This is a genomic window from Streptomyces sp. NPDC015242, from assembly GCF_043079125.1.
Taxonomy (GTDB): domain Bacteria; phylum Actinomycetota; class Actinomycetes; order Streptomycetales; family Streptomycetaceae; genus Streptomyces.
The window spans coordinates 178,118-194,928 of sequence record NZ_JBIBUF010000008.1; the positions used below are offsets into that span (position 1 = coordinate 178,118).

The following is a 16,811-nucleotide window of genomic DNA, read 5'->3' on the forward strand; positions in this document are numbered from 1 at the left end:
ACCACGAGAAACCGTGCCAGTGAACACTGGCGCAATGGGAGCGTAGAGCAGTGACGTACTGATGGGTAGGGGGCGGGACGAGGAAGTTACCGGCGGTACGCCTTAAGGTGCCCAGGTGGCCGAGAAGCGTGAATACCGCATGGAAGAGCTGGCCCGCCTGGCCGGGATCACGGTGCGCACCCTGCGCTTCTACCGCGAACGCAAGCTGATCCCGCCACCGCGCAGGGAAGGACGCATCGCCTGGTACGACGACCAGCACCTGGCCCGGCTGCGCACGATCACGGCCCTGCTGGAGCGCGGCCACACCCTCAGCGGCATCGCGGAACTGGCCGAGGCCTTCGACCACGGCCGGGACGTGGGCGACCTGCTCGGCGTGGGCGGCCCGACCGAGGAGGAGCCGGTCCACCTCACCCCCGAGGAACTCGCCGACCACTTCGCCGGCGAGGCCACCCCGGAGAACCTCGCCACCGCGATGGAACTGGGCTACCTCGGCACCGACGGCGGGGAGATCGTCCACATCAGCCGCCGCCTGCTGGACGTCTCCTCGGCGCTGGTCCGCGAGGGCATCCCGCTCGCGGAGGTCCTCGGCGCCGCCAAGCAGGTCCGCGCCCACGCCGATGCCCTGGCCGGCCTCTTCGCCGACCTGGTGCTGCGCCACGCCTCCGCGGACGACCTGCCCCGCCTGCGCCCGCTGGCCCGCAGCGTGGTGGAGGCGGAGCTGTCCCTGGCCCTGGACCGCCGGATGCGGTCGTAGCCGGCTAGCGGTCGTAGACGACGGTCACCGGCGCGTGGTCGGACCACCGCTCCGCGTGCGTGGCGGCCCGTTCCACGAACCCCTTGACCGCCCGCCCGGCGAGTCCGGGGGTCGCCATGTGGTAGTCGATCCGCCATCCGCTGTCGTTGTCGAAGGCCCGGCCGCGGTACGACCACCACGAGTACGGCCCCTCGGTGTCCGGGTGCAGAGCCCGTACGACGTCGACGTACCCGCCGTCGGCCGGGTCGAGGACGCGGCCGAGCCAAGAGCGCTCCTCGGGCAGGAAGCCGGAGGACTTCTGGTTGCCGCGCCAGTTCTTCAGGTCGGCCGGCTGGTGGGCGATGTTCCAGTCGCCGCAGACGACGACCTCGCGCCCCTGCGCCGCGGCCCGCTCCCGCAGCCCCTTGAGGTAGGCGAGGAACTCGCCCATGAAGCGCTCCTTCTCCTCCTGCCGCTCGGTGCCGACCTCGCCGGAGGGCAGATAGAGGGAGGCGACGGTCACGCCCGGCAGGTCGGCCTCCACGTACCGGCCGCTGCCGTCGAACTCGTCCGACCCGAACCCGATCCGCACCCGGTCGGGTTCACGCCGGGTGTACAGCGACACCCCGGCCCGGCCCTTGGCGGCGGCCGGCGCGTGCACCACGTGCCATCCCCCGGGCGCGCGGACGTGCTCGGGCAGCTGCTCCGGCTCGGCGCGCACCTCCTGCAGGCACAGCACGTCGGCGTCGGTCGCGGCCAGCCACTCCACGAAGCCCTTCTTCGCGGCGGCCCGCAGCCCGTTCACATTCACAGAGGTCACAGTGAGCACCCCGGCACGATACCGGCACTCTGGACGGAGTCCAGTTCCGGATCGAATACCGTGGTCGGCATGCACATACGCCGGGTCGCCTTCGACCACCCCGACGCCGTGAAGCTGAACGACCAGGTCCAGGCCGAGTATGCCGTCCGCTACGGGGACGACGGCGATGCCACGCCCATGGCCGCCGCGGACTTCGATCCGCCGAACGGCGTCTATCTGATCGCCTACGACGAGCACGGCAGCCCCGTCGCCTCGGGCGGCTGGCGCACCCAGGACGCGAACGGCGAGGGCAACCTGGACGGCGACGCCGAGCTGAAGCGCATGTACGTGATCGAGCAGATGCGCGGCCGGGGCCTGGCACGCCGCATCCTGGCGGCCCTGGAGGAGGACGCCCGCGCGGCCGGCCGCGTCCGCATGGTCCTGGAGACCGGCACCAAGCAGCCGGAGGCCATCGCCCTGTACACGTCCAGCGGTTACGAGCCGTGCGCCAAGTTCGGCTACTACCGCCACCACGAGGCCAGCCGCTGCTTCGCCAAGCGGCTCTGACGGACCAGCGGCTCTGACGGACCGACGGGCCCCACGGGGCCCGGAAACAGAGCAGAGCCCCTGTCGGCTTTCGCCGACAGGGGCTCGAAGCTGCGTGGACCTGAGGGGATTTGAACCCCTGGCCCCCTCGATGCGAACTACGGGCGGGGCGGTCGCTGAGGGGCATTAAGCCGGTCAGGCAAGTGTTGTGAGTCAGGTACGGCTGGCGGCGGTCAGTGCGGTTGCTGTACTCCGCTGCTGTACAACCCTGCCCGCGTACATCAAGGTCACCAGTTCTAGGACGTCGACGAACGCCCTGACGATGTCGGCGGCAACACGCCAACTGATGACGATGATCACCAGCACTGTGACGACCCACGGTTTCGAGCTGGGGTTTGACTTACCCCATGGGGTAAGGGCCACACTCATCTTTGGACCTCCAAAGGGTTCGCGCCCACTCCGTCGCTCAGGCTTCCCGGCGAGGCGACGGGGTGGGCTTTGTTGTGCGCCCATGATGAGGACGGAAGACGGCGCCTGCCAAGCCGGGAAACTTCGTGAAACTCGGTGGACCCGCAGCAACCATGTCCAAGTTTTTGCGGCGCCCGAAATGCGGAATATTAAGCCGAGGGAAACGCCGCGACCTGCACAGACGCGCACTCACGCGAGCCCTCATATCACACACTTCGAGCCGACCTGATTACAGCAAAAAGCTTCGCGTGTGCACGCTAAGAAGAGTGGTTTGATATAGCGCAACAAATCCCATCATTACGGCGTGACCAAGCTCACACCAAAATGCAGGGGATTCGAATGCACTCAGGTCGGTGTAGCGACTTTGGCCGGGAGCTGCTTTGGGGGGAGTGATCATGGCCCCGTAAGCTTCCGGCGCGTCGGGCAGTCTGTGGACCTGCCCGTTAAAGCACGACGTTGGGGCCATGATCTTCGAGGCTCCCCCCAAAGTGGCTGGCTAAAGTCGCGGAGCCGACCGCCCCAGCCACGGGGCAACGACCCCGGTAGCGAGGTAGCCCGCGGGGAACCGCCGCCGCGATCCGGCCTCATCGGTAACACAACGCGTCGTTGACCTGGTGTGCGGCAATCCCCTGTACCTCATGGCCCGGTGCTGGGTTCTTGGCCGCTGCTGGTGGCGACGGGCGGGCGACGGTGCGCAGCCGGTGGCGGAGACATAGAGGCGGCGCGGCGGCGACCGACCGGCGCCGCCGCGCGTGCGCGGCCCCTCGGTCCCCTTGGATCGATCCCGACTCTGTTGGGCGGCTCGGGTCTCATGGTCTTGATGGGGTGTCTCGTGCTCGTGCGCCATATGGGCCCTACGGGTGCTGCTGGGTCTTCCATCCCTAGGCCGGATCGCGGCGGCGGTTCCCCGCGGGCATACCCGGCATCACCGGAGGAAGATCCCCAGTTCAAAGGGCGGTTGGTGCTCGCGGCCGAAGCCAAGGCGGCCGCGAGCGGAGCGAGCCTTGATGAAGTAGGGAAACTCCCACCGCATCCCGGCGGCAGAGGGCTGGTGATCTACGCGTCGTAGCTAACAGGCCTACTCGTGCGCGTAGCTACACGGCTACGCTTGTGTCGGCCGACATAACCGACGGGAGCGTGCTCAGGGGATGGGACCAAAGTCCGAGCGGGTCTACCGCACGATTCGCGAGTGGATCGCGGCAGGCAAGTACTCGCCAGGCTCCAAGCTCCCGTCAGAGCGGACCCTCACTGAAGAGTTGGACATCGGCCGTACGGCACTCCGGCAGGTACTCGCCAAGCTCGTCAACGAGCGCGTTATCGAGGTACACGGGCGTAGCTCTTACCGCGTTCCCAACCGATCAGCGATCACTGAAGTGCCCGGCGACCTGGAGCCGTGGCAGATCCACGGCGAGCGGACCGTGTACGACAACCGCTGGGTGAAGCTGAGCCTCGTCGACGTAGAGCCTCCGGGTGTCGAGCGATTCGAGCATCACGTCGTGCGGCTGCATCACGTCGCTATCGCTGCCGTCCTCGACGACCAAGAGCGCGTGCTCATGCTCTGGCGCTACCGCTTCGTCGTCGACTCCTTCGGCTGGGAGCTTCCTGGTGGCATTGTGGACGAGGGGGAAGATCCCGCCCAGGCTGCGCTTCGAGAGGTCGAAGAGGAAACCGGGTGGCGACCCGACTCGCTAGAGCATGTGGTCACCTACCAGCCCATGGTGGGCATGGTCGACTCCCCGCATGAGATCTACGTAGGCCGCGGCGCCAAACACATCGGTGATCCGACCGATGTTGAAGAGTCCGGCCACGTGGCCTGGGTCCCGCTCGCCGACATCCCCGGCCTGATGGAGCGAGGCGAACTGCTGGGATCAGGAACCCTCGTTGCCCTTCTTCACGTACTCGCATCACGCACGGCAGGGGCGTCGCCTACAACCGCTGTGTGAGCTGTTCGATGCGCCGCCGATGACGCACCGAGCCGGTTCGGCTAGCCAACAACCGGGCCTCGCGAAGATGTGTGTGCGCCTGGTCGTACTCGCCGCGCGCGAGGTGAGCTTGCGCAAGATCGCACCGCAGTCCGGCTGTGGCCCGGACGAAAGTCGGGTCTGCGGAGTCCAGTGCGACGTACAGGCTACTGACGGCATTGTCGTCCCCAAGCAAGGCGAGCACGTTGCCGTGCCACCTGGCTAGGTGGCCTTGATTCAGGAAGATGCTCAACATGTCCGGGTCCCGAGCTTCTTCGCCGGGCGGGAGCAAGTTCATGGCGTTGTCGAGCGCCCGCCGGCACTCTTCAGGCATCCCGGCCTTGGCACAGATCTCCGCCTCAGCGGCGTATAGCCATGCTTGGAGCCGGGGCGACATCATCTTGCCGCCCTCGCGTTGAGCGTCACGAACGAGCTGCACCGCGACCTCAGGCCGACCAGCATCGCAAAGCACATACGCCTGCTCGGCCATCGCGTGGGCGAGGTACATCGGCTCTTCGGCTTCCTTGGCTGCCCGCTTGCCCAACTCGTAGTGACGCCATGCTCGTTCGACGGCACCAACGTCAAGGGCCTGCCATGCTGCGAGCGTTGCGGCTCCGGCAAGAGCAACCGCGACGGGCCGTCGGGTCTCGGGGAGCACCGCGAAAGTTAGGGCATCTTCCAGCGTGGACAGGTGGCCGGTCATCTGGTCGATGAGGCTCGCGGCTCCCATCTGGCGATCGACGGTCCGCAACAGCTCTGTCTGATCCATGAACGTCTTGACCATGGTCAGACTGACACCTCGTGCCGCATCTATCCGGTTCACTAGCTCGTCGTATCCGTCGGCTTCGATGGCCGCAGTTGGGGCCACGTGCCTGCCGTGCAACTCGTCATCCGTGGCGCCGAGTAGAGCCCTAAGGATCTTGGCGTAGCGCTCGCTGATCGGCCTCTTGCCGTTCTCCCACTCCGAGACATAGACGCGCAAACTCGCCGTCGAAGCAACGGAGAGCATGTGCTGGCGTGCGTACTTCTCGATCTCGTGGACTAAGCGCTCTTGTGACCACTCACGCGCATTCCGCACCGTTCGGAGTCCGCTACTCACGTGCACCGCCCTGCATGTGATTCCTGATCCCTAACACCAGCATGCCCCACATCGACGCAGGTCGGGAGGGGTTAACAGGCGCCTTAACTGTGCTGCCGTGAACCCTTGTTGGCTACCGCGGAGTTGGGCTGCGCGGTTCCCTAGAAGTGTCGCAGCAAAGCGAGTTGAGCAAGCCGAAGCGCGACACCGCTTGACATCTGGTGCGCACCAGATGCAACCTACTGGTGCGCACCAGTTGGGAACGCAACGCCCGCGCCTAGATGGCCGGGCCCAACATCCGCACAGGAGCGGCGACCCACCGCCAAGCAAGTACGCCGCTCCCGCCCCTCTGAAGGGAAGTTCAATCATGCGTCAGATTCCCGTCGACACGAACGGCGCGACCTTGATGGTCGCTCAGCCCCCGCAGACCAAGATGCGTGACAAGCGCAACGGCGTGATCGCTACCGACACCGACACCGGTCACACCCTCGTGACGGTCGACGTGCTGTTCGTGATGAACGGCAACGCGGAGGTCGTCACGGTGACGGTGACCGAGCCGGACATCTCCGGTGACCTGGCCATGGGCACACCGATCGCGATCACTGGCCTGGTGGCTCGGCCGTGGGAGAACGAGTTCAACGGCCAGAAGCGGCACGGCATCAGCTTCCGTGCGGTCGCGATCACCTCACTCGCCGCTGCCGCGTCGAAGCCCAAGGCGGCCTGAGCATGACGACGTGGATAGGGATCGCGCTCGCGGTCCTGGCCGGTGTGGCGCTGCTGCTGAAGTGGCGCCGCCCGGTCTGGTACTGGCTGAGCTTCGGTGTCACCCTCGCCGTGCTGCGGGTGCTCTTCCGCTACGCGGCCGTCATGGAAGCCTGCCGCCTGACCGTGCCCGCCTCGCGAATGCGCCGGGCGCTGGCCCGCTGGATGAAGAAGCCGGTCCCGCAGCAGCGGGTGCCGCGGCTGCTGTGGATCCGCCCCACCCGGACCGGCATCCGGCTGCGGATCCGGCTGTGGCCCGGACAGGACGCGTTCGAGTTCGCCGCCGCGTCGGACCGGCTGCGGCACTCCTTCGCGGTCCATCAGGTCACCTCCCGCGAGATCAAGCCCGGCGTCATAGAGATCGCCCTGACCGGCTACGACGTCCTCAAGCGGGTGCAGATGCCCGCCGACACGGGCCGGAGCCTGTTGAAGATCCCGCTCGCCCTGGTCGAAGACGGCTCGGTGCACTACCGCAACTACCGCGAGGTCCCGCACGCGATCACGGTCGGCGTGACGCAGTCCGGGAAGTCGGTCACCCAGCGCACCGTGATCAAAGAGCTCGCCTCTCAGCCGGTCGCACTGGTCGGGATCGACTGCAAGAAGGGCGTCGAACTCGGCCCGTTCGCCCGCCGCTTCTCCGCGATCGCCGACAACCCCGACGACGCCATGGAACTACTGGAAGCTCTCGTGGCCCGCATGGAGATCACCTACGACACGATCCGCCGCACACAGAGGATCAGCGCCGACACCCCGGATGCGGAGATCGCCGCGAACATCTGGGACCTTCCCGAGGACCTGCGGCCGGTGCCGATCGTGGTCACGATCGACGAGATCGCCGAGCTCGCGCTGAGTACGAAGAAGAACGACCCGCGCCGGGACCGGATCGTTAAGGCCCTGGTCCGCCTCGCCCAGCTCGGCCGCGCGGCGGGGATCTTCCTGGACATCTACGGCCAGCGGTTCGGCTCCGAGCTCGGCGACGGGATCACTATGCTCCGTGCCCAGCTCACGGGTCGGATGGTGCACCGCGTCAACGACGAGTCGACCGCGAAGATGGCGTTCGGGGACATCTCCCCGCACGCGGTGTTCGCCGCCACGCAGATCCCCAACGACCGGCGCGGGATGGCCGTGGTCGGCTACTCCACGGGCGAGTGGGTCCGCATCCGGACCCCGCACACGACCATGCGGCAAGCCGTCGCCGCCTGCAACAAGCACGCGCATCTCACCCCGGATCTCCCGGAGTTGGCCCGCTTCCGCCCGCTTACAGATCTCGCGCCGGTTGAGGCGCCCGCGGTGATCGAAGCCGCCTGACACCCCCTGTTCCACGGTCGGCGCGACCGCCTTCGCGCCGGGTCCCTACCCGTCCCGCCCACCTGCACGACCTCGCCGCCGCTGCCGGGCAATCCGGCTGGAAAGCCTGGGCCTACCCCATCAGCGTTGACCTGCTCCTCGTGGCCGCATGGCGACGGCTCCGCTCGGACGGCCCGTCCCGCCTGGCCTGGTGCTGGTTCCTCATCGCCCTGATCGCCTCGCTCGGCGCCAACGTCGCCACGGCCGGATTCCTCGACCTGGACCAGCCGCCCGCTCTGCTCCGGCTCGGCGTCGCCGGTTGGCCCGCGCTCGCCTTCCTCGGCGGCACGCTCCTCGCTCACTCGCCGACCACGGCCGGGGACCGGGGGCCGGTTCCGCCGGCGCCCGCAGCCCCGGCCCCCGCACCCGACATCGAGCCGGTCTCCGACCCCGCCGCGCCGCCTGCTCCCCTCGCCGCGAGCGAGGACACCCCGGCGCTGCCCGCCGCCGACCCGACCCCGGCCGTGCCTGCCGCGCTAGTGGCTCACGCCCGGAAGGTCGCTGACGACCACCAGGCGCGTACCGGCTCGCCGATCGACACCGACACCCTCCGTGCCCGCCTCGGCGTCCCCGCCCCGATGGCGGACGCCATCGCCGCCCAACTCACCTGACAAGAAAGGAACTTCACCCATGGGCCTGTACCAGATCTGGAACGAGATGCACCGCGTCGGCACCACCGCGATCGGCGGCGGACCCGACCGCAGGACCGGCGAGATGAAGTACGTCGCCGCCTGCGACGCCGAGGACTGCGGCTGGTCGTCCGCCTACGACTCCTACGAGGCCGCCATGGTCGCCGCCCGCGGCCACCGCTGCCCCGTCCGCTGAAGGGAGATCGGCTCATGTCCGTGCCGCTGTGGTTCTTCATCGCCTGCCTCGGGCTGGTCGGCGTCAAGCTCATCCGCCCGCCCTGGTGGCTCGTGATCGTGCTGCTGATCGGCGGCTACCTCCTCGCCGACAGCTTCCTCGCCCCCGCCATCGACACCGCAACCAAGTAAGGAGACCCCGCCATGATCCGACCCAAGATCCCAGTCAACCCGACCCCGACCGGGCTCAGCACCCCGCCCGCCGTGATCCAGCCGACCAGCATCACCCCCGGCAGCGCCGTGCCGCCGCCCGCCCCGATGGCCCCGGCTCCGGCGCCCTCGCGGCCCACGGTCCAGCTCACCCCGGGCGCTGTCGTCGCCGTTGCCGGGATGGGGACCGCGGTCGTGCTCGTGGTCGGCGCCGTCCTGGTCTCCATGCTGCTCGCCGTCGCCATCACGGGCGCCTCGCTCGCCATCTGCGCCCTGGTCATCCGCTCGATCCTCAGCACCGACACCCGACGCTGACCGGCCCCCGGAGCGGTCCCTGGCTACCAACCTTTCGCCGCTCCGGGCGCCGTCCCACTCCGAACCAATGATCCGGAAGGAACCTCCATCATGACCGGCCACACCCCGGCCCCGCACACCGCGGCGCGCATCTGCCCGAACTGCCACGGCTTCGCCACCGCGGCCGTATCCTCCGGCCTCGGCCGTGACCACCGTGGTCACCTGCGCACGATCACCGTCGACTGCCCCACCTGCCACGGCCACGGCACCACCCCGCTCGCCGCCGCCCAGCTCGCCGGGGGCCGCGCATGAGCGACACCGCGACCTTCGCGGGCCTGGACCCGGCCACCCTCGCCGACACACTCAGGGTGGCCGGGTCACCGGGCTTCGACCGCTGGCAAGACCAAATCCGCCGTACGGGCGGCTGCTCCGACCCGATCCACCTGCGCGGATGGGTCCTGCACAAGGACAAGACGACCGGCGCACTCCTGCACCGCTACACCACCGCAAACGAGCCGGGCGGACGGCTGCGCATCGCGTGCGGCAACCGGCGTGCCTCCCGCTGCCCGGCCTGCGCCTGGACGTACGCCGGAGACACCTACCACCTGATCCGCGCCGGACTCGTCGGCGACGACCGCCGCGAAATCCCCGGCTCGGTCCGCGATCATCCCCGCGTCTTCGCCACCCTCACCGCGCCCTCATTCGGCCCAGTCCACAACCGGCCCAAGGCAGGTGTCTGTGCCTGTGGCACCCGCCACAGTGCCGACGATGCCGCGCTCGGTACCGCCCTGGACCCGGCCTCGTACGACTACGCAGGCGCGGTGCTCTTCAACAACCACGCGAGCGAGCTGTGGATGCGCTTCGCCAACCGGCTGCGCCGCGAGATCGCACGCCGGGCCGGGCTCACGCAACGCGAACTCGCGGAGGTCTGCCGGGTCTCCTACGGCAAGGTGGCTGAGTTCCAGAAGCGCGGTGCCGTCCACTTCCACGCGGTGATCCGCCTCGACGGACCCGACGGGCCCGAGTCGGCGCCGCCCGCGTGGGCCTCGGTCGGCCTGCTCACCGACTCGGTCCGGGCTGCCGTCCGGCACACCTACACGACGGTGAGCGTGCCCGCCTCCGGCCACCAGCCCGCCCGCACCTTCCAGTGGGGCCGACAGCTCGACGTGCGCCCCGTCAAGGCCTTTGGGGACGGCTCCGAGCTCACCGAACAGGCCGTCGCCTCCTACGTCGCCAAGTACGCCACCAAAGCCGCGGAGACAACCGGCACCGTCGACCGGCGCGTCGGCAACAAGGAAGTCCTGGAACTGCTGGGCATCCCCGACCACCCCCGGCGACTGATCGAAGCCTGCCTGGACCTGCACGCCTTCTACCCCGACCGCAAGCTGCGCGACTGGGCCCACATGCTCGGCTTCCGCGGTCACTTCAGCTCCAAATCCCGCCGCTACTCCACCACCCTCGGCGCCCTCCGCCAGACCCGCGCCGACTACCGCGCCGCACAGGAACGCCAAGCCCGCGGCCTCGACGACACCGCCCCCGACACCGTCCTCGTCCTCGCCGACTGGCAGTACGCCGGACACGGCCACACCCCCGGCGAATCCGCCCTCGCGGCATCGATCGCCCGAGACCTCCAACTCAACCGCGAAACCGCCCGCGAAGCCCTACAAGACCACCGCGCCCTGGAAGGAGCCGCCGCATGACAACCACCGTGATCGAGAGGAAGTGGTACACCACAGCAGAGGTCGCCGCGATGCTCGGCTACGGCCTCTCCAAGACGAAGATGCTGGTCCTCACCGGGGAGATCCGCTCGATCAAGGACGGCCGCAACCGTCGCATCCTCCCCCGTTACGTTGACGAGTACGTCGAGCGCCGTGCCCAGGAAGCCGAAGCGGCGTGGTCGGCATGAGCGGCAAGCGGGGCAACGGTGAGGGCTCGATCTACCCGTACAAGAACGGCTTCGCGGCCTACGCCTGGGTGACCACCCCCGAGGGCAACCGCAAGCGGAAGTACGTCTACGGCAAGACCCGCGACGAGGTCCACAACAAGTGGATCGAACTGCACGCTGAGGCGAAGAAGGGGCCGGTGGTCACCTCGACACCAACCCTCGCGCAGTACCTCGCACGGTGGCTGAGGGAGGTCGTAGAGCCTGATCTGAAGCCCAAGACAGCCGAGACCTACGCCATGCATGTCCGGCTCTACATCGTGCCGGCGTTGGGCTCGAAACGGCTCGACAAGCTCACCGTGCGCGACGTACGGAGCTGGGTGAACACCCTCCTGGAACAGTGCCAGTGCTGCGCCCAGGGCCTGGACGCGAAGCGGGATACTCCGCGTTGCTGCGCCGCTGGCGACTGCTGCGAGCGCATCCCCTCCCGCCGAACCGTCCAGGACGCTCGTGCGGTCCTGCGGTCGGCCCTGACCAACGCCATGACGGAAGAGCTGATCTCGAAGAACGTGGCGGCTCTCGTCAAGGTCCGGTCGGCGCGGAAGAAGAAGCGGCACCCATGGTCCGTGGAAGAAGCGCGGCAGTTCCTCGAAGCGGCCAGTGCGGCCCATGACCCGCTGTACGCGGCGTACGTCCTCATCCTGGTTCTCGGCTTCCGGCGCGGCGAGGTGCTGGGCCTCACCTGGGAGAACGTGAACCTGGATGCCGGAGAGATCACCGTGCAGATGCAGCTACAGCGGATCAACCGGCGTCTGGTCCACGACGAGACCAAGACCGAGGCGTCTACGGCCACGCTGCCGCTGCCTGAAATCTGCATCACCGCGCTACAACTCCGCCGCAAGGAGCGGGAGTTGGCGAAGCGAGCAGCCGGTGAGCTATGGACCGACTCCGACTTCGTCTTCACGACCCGCTACGGCACCCCGTACGAGCCACGCAACTTCAACCGGCTCTTCGTCGCTCGGTCGGCCAAGGCAGGCGTCCGACGCATCCGTCTGCACGACACCCGGCACACGTGCGGCTCCCTGCTCGCGGCTCTCGACGTGCATCCTCGCGTCGCGATGCAGATCCTCCGACATAGCAAGATCGCGGTGACGATGGAGGTCTACACACACGTCCCGTCCGAGTCGACGCGTCGCGCGCTGCGGAAGCTCGGCAAGCACCTTGGGAAGCAAGATCGGAAGTAGTTGCTGTACTTCGCTGCTGTACGGCATGCCAAAGCCCCCACCGGATCTCCCCGGCGGGGGCTTTGAGCTGCGTGGACCTGAGGGGATTTGAACCCCTGGCCCCCTCGATGCGAACGAGGTGCGCTACCGGACTGCGCCACAGGCCCTTGCAACGAGTGAAACTCTAGCACCCCGATCGGCCTGCATAAAAATCCGTTCCCGGGCGGCGGCCGCTCGCTCGTTCGCGGGTCTACTCGTTGGCGGCCCGGGGACGGTCCCCGTCCTCGTACTGGTCGAACAGCGGCGTCCGGCCGCGCTCGCGGGCCCGCCGTGCGGAGGCCGCAGCCGGGTTGCCGCCGCGCGGGCGCTTCCGGGCGGGGGGCTGGGCGTCACCGCGCCCGTCGCCGCTCGCCTCCTCGTGCGGGGGGTGCTCCGCCGCGGCCGGGTCCGCCGCGCCGGCCGTCTCGTCCGCCGCGTCGGGGGCGACCGTGCTCGACCGGGCCGAACTCCAGGTGTCGGGCGCGCCGAGGTCCACGTCGCTGGTGGCGCGAGGCGCCACCGGGGCGGTCACATAGGTCGGCAGGGGCACCGGCACCGGGTCCCAGCTGTCGCCCTGGCCCGGCCGCCGCTGCCGCTCGCGCTGCTGGTCGACCCACTCCGCGTGGTCGGTCTGCTCGACGAGGGCGCGCCGGTCCGCCGCGAGGGCCGAAAGACCGGGGTCGGTCACCGGCTCGGGTCCCTCCTCCGGCTCGTCGGCCTCGTCCTCGGCCATCGGGCGCCGGCGGGGCTGGCGCTGCCGTTCCCGCAGCCGCTGGGCGGCGGCCTCGGCCCGGCGGCGGTCCATCTGGTAGGTGAAGCGGCGCCGCTCCTGGGCGCGCAGGTAGGCGATGTACACGCTCAGCATCACGGCGGGCACGCCCGGGGCCCACAGGAAGGCCAGGCCGCCGACCGCGGCGACGACCGCGCCGAGGGTGAAGGCCAGGAAGAGCATGGTGGTGGTGCGCCGGCGGCGCGCGAGCACCTTCGAGCGCCGGGCCCGTGCCGCGGCCGCCTGGGCCTGCGGCGACATGTCGGGCCGGGCGGCGGACACCCGGCCCGCCGCGCGTTCTGCGCGCGCCGCGTGCTGTGCCGGCCGGGACGGCTGCTCCGACCCGGGCGACGGGACGGGCACCTGGGTCTGGGGACGGGTCTTGGACACGGCGAAGGCCCGGACGTCCACCGATGCGGTGACGGCGTCCGGGTCGCCGGCGTCCTGCTCCCCCTCCTCGGTGGAGCGCGCCCGCAGGTCCTTGGCGTACCGGCGCTCCATGGCCGCCTTTCCGGACAGGAGCCGGATGGCGGTGCTGAAGCGTTCCGTCGGACGGGCCTCGTTCAGCTCGTCCTGCCTACGGAGCCACATCGGCACCAAGTAGGCGGCCCAGGCCCCGACAATGACTGCGTAGATGAGGCCGCTGCTGCTCACGCCTCACACCGTAGAGGGGTTTGCGTGAGGCCATCTGCCAATTGAGCCGGTGTGTCGCACGATCTGGCTGATATTTCGAACTTTTTTTGCGACTGATGCGATCAGCACACCACCGGGGCCGGGAATTCCTCGCCCCGAGACGGTCATGAGCCGATCAATTTCGAACAAGTATTCAATTTCCGGGGTGGTGCCGGATTCCGGGATTACTCTGCGATCGTGCCCGCTGCCAGCGCCTGAGCAAACCGTCCGGCACCTCTTCCGCGGTGAGCGCGAAGACGAGGTGGTCGCGCCAGGCTCCGTCGATGTGCAGATAACGCGGCCTGAGCCCCTCCTCGCGGAATCCGAGCTTTTCGACGACCCGGCGGCTCGGAGCGTTCTCGGGGCGAATGCAGACCTCGACGCGGTGCAGTCCGACGGTGCGGAAACAGTGGTCGACGACGAGCGCCACCGCCGTCGGCATCACCCCGCGCCCGGCCACCGCCTCGTCGACCCAGTACCCGACGTGCCCCGAGCACATCGAGCCCCAGGTGATGCCGGCGACCGTCAGCTGCCCGACCAGCCGCCCCTGGTACTCGATGACGAACGGCAGCATCCGGCCCGCGTTCGCCTCCGACCTGAGGTGGCGGACCATCTGGCGGAAGGTCGGGCGGTGGGCGATCGGCCCGCCCGGGGTGGGCGGCGGGATCGTCGCCTCCCACGGGCGCAGCCAGTCGCGGTTGCGCCGGTTGACCTCGCGCCATGCCCGCTGGTCGCGCAGTTTTATCGGCCGCAGGACGATGTCGCCGTCCACCAGCTCGACGGGCCAGGAGGGGCTGTTCAGCTCGCACCCCCGCCCGGTCTGGGGTGGTCGCCGCCGCGCAGCTGCTCGACGGCGTGGACCAGCAGCGGCTCCAGCACGGCGAGGCCGTCCTTCACACCGCCGCTGGAACCGGGCAGATTGACGATCAGCGTGCTGCCGGCCACGCCCGCCAGGCCGCGCGAGAGCGCCGCGGTCGGCACCTTCTCCCGGCCGAACGCCCGGATGGCCTCGGCGATGCCGGGCACCTCGTGGTCGATCACCCGGCGCGTGGCCTCCGGGGTGCGGTCGGTGGGCGAGATGCCCGTGCCGCCCGTGGTGACGATGACGTCGTAGCCCGCCTCGACGCCGGCGCGCAGGGCCGCCTCCACCGGGTCGCCGTCGGGGACGACCTGCGGGCCCTCGACCGCGAAGCCGAAGCGCTCCAGGCCGTCGGCGATCAGCGGACCGCCCTTGTCCTCGTAGATGCCGGCGGCGGCCCGGTTGGAGGCCGTCACGACGAGAGCGCGGTACGTCATGCCCGGCTCCAGTCGCCCGACTTGCCGCCCGTCTTCTCCTCGACCCGTACGTCCGTGATGACCGCTCCCTTGTCGACCGCCTTGACCATGTCGATCACGGTGAGCGCCGCGACGGAGACCGCGGTGAGCGCCTCCATCTCGACTCCCGTGCGGTCCGTGGTCTTCACGGTGGCCGTGATCTCCACGGCGTCGTCCGCGACCGACAGGTCCAGTTTCACACCGGAGACCGACAACGGGTGACAGAGCGGGATCAGGTCGGGGGTGCGTTTGGCTCCCATGATCCCGGCGATCCGCGCGGTCGCGAGGGCGTCGCCCTTGGGGACGCCCTCGCCGCGCAGCAGCTCGATCACACGGGGCGAGACGAGGACGCGTCCGCTGGCGCGGGCGGTGCGCGCGGTCACGTCCTTGTCCGACACGTCGACCATGCGGGCCGCGCCCGCCTCGTCGAGGTGCGTCAGCCTGTCCTGCGTGGAGCCGTCCTGCGTGCGTGGGTCCTGCGTGCTCATGCTGTGTGGCGCTCCCGGTCCGGGCCCGTCGCGGTGCGGCGCACGGGCCTGCTGTGCGCGACACGGTACCCCCAACCAGCGGCTATCGGCCGAGCAGGACCACCTCGACCTCGGTCCCGGGCTCGACGGACTCGGTGTCCTCGGGGACGACGATCAGCGCGTCGGCGTGGGCGAGGGCCGCGACCAGGTGGGATCCGGCGCCGCCGACCGGGGCGACCCGGCCGTCCTCGTACCTGCCGCGCAGGAACTGGCGGCGGCCCTTCGGGGAGGTCAGCGCCTTGCCGGCGGCCAGGGTGGCGCGGGTGGTGGGGCGGTGGACGTCCGGCAGGCCCATGAGGGCGCGGATGGCGGGGCGCACGAACAGTTCGAAGGAGACGTACGACGACACCGGGTTGCCGGGCAGGGCCAGCAGCGGGGTGTGGTCGGGGCCGATGGAGCCGAAGCCCTGGGGCTTTCCGGGCTGCATGGCGAGCTTGCGGAACTCCACTCCGCTGCCCGGCTCGTCCTCGTCCGCGACGTGCGACAGGGCCTCCTTGACGACGTCGTACGCGCCGACGCTCACCCCGCCCGTGGTGACCATCAGGTCGGCGCGGACCAGCTGGTCCTCGATGGTGGAGCGCAGGGTCTCGGCGTCGTCGGCGACGGCGCCGACCCGGTAGGCGATGGCGCCGGCGTCGCGGGCGGCGGCGGTGAGGGCGAAGCTGTTGGAGTCGTAGATCTGACCGGTGCCCAGTTTCCCGTCGGGCTGGACGAGTTCGCTGCCGGTGGAGAGCACCACCACGCGCGGGCGCGGGCGCACGCGCACGGTGCCGCGGCCGATCGCGGCGAGCAGGGCGATCTGCGGCGGGCCCAGGATCGTGCCGGCCTCCAGGGCGCGGTCGCCGGCCCGCACGTCACTGCCCTCGGCGCGTACGTGCGCGCGGGCCTGCGCCGGGCGGTACACCTGGACCTGTCCGGTGGCGCCCTCGGGGGCGAGGCTGCGGGCGCGCATCCCGCGCACCGGGCCCTCGCCGAGCCCGCCGTCGGTCCACTCCACGGGCACGACCGTCTCGGCGCCGGGCGGCAGCGGGGCGCCCGTCATGATGCGCGCGGCCTGGCCGGGCCCCACCTGGAGCAGGGCGGACTCACCGGCGGCGACGTCCCCGACGACCTCCAGGGCCGCCGGGAACTCCTCGCTCGCGCCCGCCACGTCCGCGACCCGCACCGCGTAGCCGTCCATCGAGCTGTTGTCGAAGGGCGGCAGGGACACCGGCACCGTGACGTCCTCGACGAGGACGCAGCCCTGGGCGTCGAGCAGGTGCAGCTCGATCGGCTCCAGGGGGCGGACGGTGGCGAGGATGTCCTCCAGGTGCTCGTCCACGGACCACAGGTGGTCGGGGCCCGAGTGGTCCTGGTCCGTGGCGCGGGGCGCGGCGCTGCTCAA

At 69.8% G+C, this 16,811-nt stretch carries 21 protein-coding genes and 1 tRNA gene; 13 read left to right on the forward strand and 9 right to left on the reverse strand.

Annotated elements, in window-relative coordinates:
* Positions 1–115 precede the first annotated feature (115 nt).
* Positions 116–754 (forward strand): MerR family transcriptional regulator, encoded by a 639-nt coding sequence (locus ACF07N_RS26300; protein ID WP_383329845.1) that lies wholly within the window; start codon positions 116–118, stop codon positions 752–754.
* 4 nt (positions 755–758) lie between these two features.
* Here the strand turns inward: ACF07N_RS26300 and ACF07N_RS26305 are convergent, their stop codons facing one another.
* Entirely contained in the window at positions 759–1,562 is an 804-nt protein-coding gene (locus tag ACF07N_RS26305) for an exodeoxyribonuclease III (RefSeq protein WP_392117353.1), read from the reverse strand.
* Between the two features lie 60 nt (positions 1,563–1,622).
* Here ACF07N_RS26305 and ACF07N_RS26310 point away from each other — a divergent pair, with 60 nt between their 5' ends.
* Positions 1,623–2,099 carry a GNAT family N-acetyltransferase gene (locus ACF07N_RS26310; RefSeq protein WP_383329839.1) on the forward strand — a complete coding sequence of 159 codons (477 nt, stop codon included), beginning with the start codon at positions 1,623–1,625 and terminating at the stop codon, positions 2,097–2,099.
* Between the two features lie 192 nt (positions 2,100–2,291).
* Here ACF07N_RS26310 and ACF07N_RS26315 read toward each other — a convergent pair whose 3' ends face one another.
* Positions 2,292–2,438, reverse strand: a complete 147-nt coding sequence (locus ACF07N_RS26315; protein WP_392117356.1) for a hypothetical protein — start codon at positions 2,436–2,438, stop codon at positions 2,292–2,294.
* A 1,256-nt stretch (positions 2,439–3,694) separates the two neighbouring features.
* On the opposite strand from ACF07N_RS26315, the gene ACF07N_RS26320 reads away from it, so the two are divergent.
* The gene (locus tag ACF07N_RS26320) at positions 3,695–4,489 is read left to right on the forward strand and encodes an NUDIX domain-containing protein (protein ID WP_392117359.1); all 795 of its coding nucleotides are present in this window, start codon (positions 3,695–3,697) and stop codon (positions 4,487–4,489) included.
* Here ACF07N_RS26320 and ACF07N_RS26325 read toward each other — a convergent pair.
* Positions 4,473–5,516, reverse strand: a complete 1,044-nt coding sequence (locus tag ACF07N_RS26325; RefSeq protein WP_392118052.1) for an XRE family transcriptional regulator — start codon at positions 5,514–5,516, stop codon at positions 4,473–4,475. The two genes, ACF07N_RS26320 and ACF07N_RS26325, sit on opposite strands and share 17 nt — an antisense overlap.
* A 436-nt stretch (positions 5,517–5,952) precedes the next feature.
* Between ACF07N_RS26325 and ACF07N_RS26330 the strand changes: the two genes are divergently transcribed.
* The 10 genes from ACF07N_RS26330 to xerC all read left to right on the forward strand — a co-directional run bounded on the left by ACF07N_RS26330 (position 5,953) and on the right by xerC (position 12,127).
* Complete coding sequence (locus tag ACF07N_RS26330; RefSeq protein WP_392117362.1) at positions 5,953–6,309, forward strand: hypothetical protein; 357 nt, start codon at positions 5,953–5,955, stop codon at positions 6,307–6,309.
* Between the two features lie 2 nt (positions 6,310–6,311).
* Entirely contained in the window at positions 6,312–7,655 is a 1,344-nt protein-coding gene (locus ACF07N_RS26335; RefSeq protein ID WP_392117365.1) for an FtsK/SpoIIIE domain-containing protein, read from the forward strand.
* Positions 7,652–8,305 carry a DUF2637 domain-containing protein gene (locus ACF07N_RS26340; protein WP_392118055.1) on the forward strand — a complete coding sequence of 218 codons (654 nt, stop codon included), beginning with the start codon at positions 7,652–7,654 and terminating at the stop codon, positions 8,303–8,305. Before ACF07N_RS26335 ends, ACF07N_RS26340 begins: the two co-directional genes overlap by 4 nt.
* Positions 8,306–8,324: 19 nt before the next feature.
* Complete coding sequence (locus ACF07N_RS26345) at positions 8,325–8,519, forward strand: mobile element transfer protein (RefSeq protein ID WP_392117368.1); 195 nt, start codon at positions 8,325–8,327, stop codon at positions 8,517–8,519.
* 14 nt (positions 8,520–8,533) lie between these two features.
* Positions 8,534–8,689, forward strand: coding sequence for a hypothetical protein (locus ACF07N_RS26350; RefSeq protein ID WP_266438188.1), 156 nt, complete (start codon positions 8,534–8,536; stop codon positions 8,687–8,689).
* A 12-nt stretch (positions 8,690–8,701) separates the two neighbouring features.
* Positions 8,702–9,022 (forward strand): SpdD-like protein, encoded by a 321-nt coding sequence (locus ACF07N_RS26355; RefSeq protein WP_392117372.1) that lies wholly within the window; start codon positions 8,702–8,704, stop codon positions 9,020–9,022.
* A gap of 90 nt (positions 9,023–9,112) precedes the next feature.
* Positions 9,113–9,313: a hypothetical protein gene (locus ACF07N_RS26360; RefSeq protein ID WP_392117375.1), complete on the forward strand. Its 201-nt coding sequence runs from the start codon at positions 9,113–9,115 to the stop codon at positions 9,311–9,313.
* Entirely contained in the window at positions 9,310–10,701 is a 1,392-nt protein-coding gene (repSA, locus tag ACF07N_RS26365) for a replication initiator protein RepSA (protein ID WP_392117378.1), read from the forward strand. Before ACF07N_RS26360 ends, repSA begins: the two co-directional genes overlap by 4 nt.
* Positions 10,698–10,907 carry a helix-turn-helix domain-containing protein gene (locus ACF07N_RS26370; RefSeq protein WP_392117380.1) on the forward strand — a complete coding sequence of 70 codons (210 nt, stop codon included), beginning with the start codon at positions 10,698–10,700 and terminating at the stop codon, positions 10,905–10,907. Before repSA ends, ACF07N_RS26370 begins: the two co-directional genes overlap by 4 nt.
* A complete protein-coding gene (gene xerC, locus ACF07N_RS26375) occupies positions 10,895–12,127 on the forward strand; it encodes a tyrosine recombinase XerC (protein ID WP_392117382.1) in 1,233 nt (410 codons plus the stop codon). The genes ACF07N_RS26370 and xerC overlap by 13 nt, the downstream gene beginning before the upstream one ends.
* 72 nt (positions 12,128–12,199) lie before the next feature.
* On the opposite strand, the gene ACF07N_RS26380 is transcribed toward xerC, so the two are convergent.
* The 6 genes from ACF07N_RS26380 to glp form a co-directional block, all read right to left on the reverse strand.
* Positions 12,200–12,273, reverse strand: a tRNA-Ala gene (locus ACF07N_RS26380).
* Between the two features lie 83 nt (positions 12,274–12,356).
* Positions 12,357–13,568: a gephyrin-like molybdotransferase receptor GlpR gene (gene glpR / locus ACF07N_RS26385; RefSeq protein ID WP_392117384.1), complete on the reverse strand. Its 1,212-nt coding sequence runs from the start codon at positions 13,566–13,568 to the stop codon at positions 12,357–12,359.
* Between the two features lie 172 nt (positions 13,569–13,740).
* Positions 13,741–14,361, reverse strand: a complete 621-nt coding sequence (locus tag ACF07N_RS26390) for a GNAT family N-acetyltransferase (RefSeq protein ID WP_392118057.1) — start codon at positions 14,359–14,361, stop codon at positions 13,741–13,743.
* 23 nt (positions 14,362–14,384) lie between these two features.
* Positions 14,385–14,882: a molybdenum cofactor biosynthesis protein B gene (locus ACF07N_RS26395; protein WP_392117386.1), complete on the reverse strand. Its 498-nt coding sequence runs from the start codon at positions 14,880–14,882 to the stop codon at positions 14,385–14,387.
* Positions 14,879–15,388, reverse strand: a complete 510-nt coding sequence (moaC, locus tag ACF07N_RS26400) for a cyclic pyranopterin monophosphate synthase MoaC (RefSeq protein ID WP_392117389.1) — start codon at positions 15,386–15,388, stop codon at positions 14,879–14,881. The genes ACF07N_RS26395 and moaC overlap by 4 nt, the downstream gene beginning before the upstream one ends.
* A gap of 82 nt (positions 15,389–15,470) precedes the next feature.
* Positions 15,471–16,811 carry a gephyrin-like molybdotransferase Glp gene (glp, locus tag ACF07N_RS26405; protein WP_392117392.1) on the reverse strand — a complete coding sequence of 447 codons (1,341 nt, stop codon included), beginning with the start codon at positions 16,809–16,811 and terminating at the stop codon, positions 15,471–15,473.